Genomic DNA, 2,812 nt, shown 5'->3' with positions numbered 1-2,812 from the left:
GCCGGATACCTGTTTTTTAGCAGGGATGCCGTTCCTGAAGGCCCGAAGGAGGCAGCAGGCTATAGCCATGCGGGACAAAAGGGGGGACCATCCAGAAAGCTCGAAGTATCATACCTTCAGCCATGATGTGTTTGGACGTCCGGACCGGTCTGCTTCGCGCGCATGGGAGCAGCTGCGTGTGGTGCGGCTGCCGTATTGGTCATCGCCTTTCGGAAAGAAGACCCGGCATGGCGGGACCGGAGCCTGAGGCCCGCGCGCATGGGGGATCGCTACTGGCAATGAAGACAAGGGGGTGCACGGATGCCGCATGCCTCTTTGACAGACGATGCGAAGCAACGGAAGATCGCGGAACTGACGCGTCTTTTTTTGCATCAGCACTACTGCGAGAACGATACGGAGCTCCTGCTCTCCCATCTTGACGATGCCTTCAGCTGGTTCGGTGCCGGGGAGCATGAGTACGCCGTCGATCCGGCGACCGTCATCAGGACGTTCCGGGCCTTCGCAGGCAGGGTGCCCCGCTGCGAGATAGGCGAAGAGCAGTATGACGTCATCCGGCCCATGCCGGACCTGTTCATCTGTACGGGCATGCTCTGGGTCGCCACAGTTCCGGATTCCGGCATCTGCCTGCGCGTTCACCAGCGCATCACCACGGTTTTCCGCTGGATGGCGCAGGGGCCCCGCTGCTGTCATCTCCACCTTTCCAACCCTTACAGTGAGATGATAAATCCCTTGCGCAATGCAAAGCGGCGCAAAGGAGAGCGCGTCTGCCCCATTTGCGGGGCAGAGTACCAGGCCCACGGGAAAAACAGTTATTGCTCTGAGGCGTGTAGACGCGAGGGGAGGCGCTTGTCTCTTGTCAAATCTGAGGCCAAGAGGAAGGAGCGGAGAATGCAGGATAAGGCTAAAAAAGATCCCCGGGGCGGGGCGCGCCCCGGAGCTGGACGAAAAAAAGTGGAAAGAATAGCACCCGAGAGGACGCCTTCAACCGTAGCGTCACTTTGGCCGCAGCCGAATGGGAGGAGCTTGGAAAAGAAGCCCAAAGTTATGGGATCAGTGCGAACAAACTTGCGGCCCGCATTATCCGGGCATACCTTGCCGCTCAACCTTCTCCCGACACCGAGTGAACAGCCTGGCCGTGTGGGCGTCCAATTCTTCCGGGACAGCCCACACCAGCCTGGATTCCGGCATATGGTAGACCGGATAGCACTGGCGCCGGATACGATACGCGGACTGGCCCAGATAAGTGCAAATGGCCTTCCAGCCCTGGATACGATTTTCAGACATAATTTCCCCTTCTACTTCACCCACAGGATGCGTTGCGGTGCCTTGGCAGCATCCACAGTGTCCCCCCCGTCCGGCATGACGTGATACCGCAGCCAGGCCGAACTCTGCCCTTTGCTGCTGACGTGGAGCCCGGCGTGATGCACGGCCAGCTCTTCCCGGGAAAGCCCCTTGTCATCTCCACCTTTCCAACCCTTACAGTGAGATGGACGCGAGCGACAGCGGGTTTCCTGAAAAAATGGCTGAGGAGTCCCGCCGCTATCTCCGGGAGCAGATCGAGCTCCAGAAAAGGCAGATCGCCGAGCAGCACGACGTCATCGCCCAGATGTATGTGGAGGATCTTTCCACCGGGCTGTACAACAGAAACAGGTACAACCAGGTCTGTGACTCCCTGTCCGGAAAGGATTGCGGCAGCCTGGGCATCGCCTATTTCGACCTGAACGGCCTGAAGAAGATCAATGACCTCCAGGGACATCAGGCCGGTGATGCCCTCATCCGTCGCACCGCGGAGAGCCTCCTCCAAGCCTTTGGCAAAAAGGCCTACCGCATAGGTGGCGACGAGTTCATCGCCATCGACCGCGAATCCGGCCGCGAAGCTTTCCATGCCTGTGTCGAGAATGCGCTTCGGGCCATGGAGGGAAGCCATATCTCCATCTCCTGCGGCATTTCCTGGCGTGCCGAGCGGGGCAATATCGACGAGCAGATCAACGAAGCGGACAAAAAGATGTACCTTGCCAAGCGGGATTTTTACGCCTGCAAGGAGCATGACCGCAGGCACTATTGGCCGGAACAGGAGTGACCGGCGCTCCCTGTGTTTTGCCCGTAGGGCAGGGCCGGCGGGGGAGGAGGACTGCCCGCCTTTTCCAGGGCGGTGGAAGCATCTTTTCCGGCATCCTTTCACTTTTTTGAAAAATTCTTTTGCTAAACGCTTGACTCCGTGAGCTGTTTTCTATACATAGCTTCTCACGACGCGCTCGTAGCTCAGCTGGATAGAGCAACAGGCTACGAACCTGTAGGCCAGGAGTTCGAATCTCTTCGGGCGCACCATGCAAATTCAGGCGATCAGTTTTACTGGTCGCCTTTTTTGCTATGTACAGTGGCATTTCGAAAGGCCTGCATCAGTGTATCTGTCCTCCATCCTGCGGCGTACTGCAAAGCAGCGCCGGGATCTCCTGCCGGGTCTCTTTTCAGGCCGCAGGCTCTGTGCTACAAGGCGAACGTCGGCCCAGCCCCCCGTAACGCGCATACGCACATCCCAAGGAGGAAAACAGCCCATGGAAAACAAAGTTCTGGAAGTCCTGGTCAATGCCGGAAAGCCCCTGCGTCCTGGCGACATCGCCAAGGAACTGGGAGTGGATTCCAAGGAAGTCAGCAAGGCCATTGCCAAACTGAAGAAGGAAGGCAAGGTCATGTCGCCCAAGCGTTGTTATTACGCTCCGGCGGAATAATCCTCGCAGCAGCGAGTATGGAAAAGGGCGGGCCCGCAAGGGTCCGCCCTTTGTTATTGTATAAAAAGAAAACCTCCCGCTAG

General features: G+C 58.0%; 3 protein-coding genes and 1 tRNA gene. 3 read left to right on the top strand and 1 reads right to left on the bottom strand.

The features are described 5' to 3' along the window. Positions 1-108 precede the first annotated feature (108 nt). Positions 109-696 (bottom strand): hypothetical protein, encoded by a 588-nt coding sequence (locus ACQRCJ_RS12255; RefSeq protein WP_427799919.1) that lies wholly within the window; start codon positions 694-696, stop codon positions 109-111. 823 nt (positions 697-1,519) lie between these two features. On the opposite strand from ACQRCJ_RS12255, the gene ACQRCJ_RS12250 reads away from it, so the two are divergent. From ACQRCJ_RS12250 to ACQRCJ_RS12240, 3 genes are all read left to right on the top strand, one after another. Then, entirely contained in the window at positions 1,520-2,080 is a 561-nt protein-coding gene (locus ACQRCJ_RS12250) for a GGDEF domain-containing protein (protein WP_320861612.1), read from the top strand. A 171-nt stretch (positions 2,081-2,251) separates the two neighbouring features. After that, positions 2,252-2,328 (top strand) — tRNA-Arg (locus tag ACQRCJ_RS12245). A 227-nt stretch (positions 2,329-2,555) separates the two neighbouring features. Continuing rightward, on the top strand, positions 2,556-2,729 hold the full coding sequence (locus tag ACQRCJ_RS12240) for an HTH domain-containing protein (protein ID WP_303931734.1): 174 nt from the start codon (positions 2,556-2,558) through the stop codon (positions 2,727-2,729). Positions 2,730-2,812: the final 83 nt, after the last annotated feature.

This window comes from Desulfovibrio sp. SGI.102 (genome assembly GCF_050314315.1).
Classification (GTDB): domain Bacteria; phylum Desulfobacterota; class Desulfovibrionia; order Desulfovibrionales; family Desulfovibrionaceae; genus Desulfovibrio.
This window is presented reverse-complemented; position numbering and strand designations above follow the sequence as displayed.

Bases quoted from the DNA above. Each gene is read 5' to 3' on its own strand.
- ACQRCJ_RS12250 (WP_320861612.1), top strand. From the start codon at position 1,520: ATGGCTGAGGAGTCCCGCCGCTATCTCCGGGAGCAGATCGAGCTCCAG.
- ACQRCJ_RS12240 (WP_303931734.1), top strand. From the start codon at position 2,556: ATGGAAAACAAAGTTCTGGAAGTCCTGGTCAATGCCGGAAAGCCCCTG.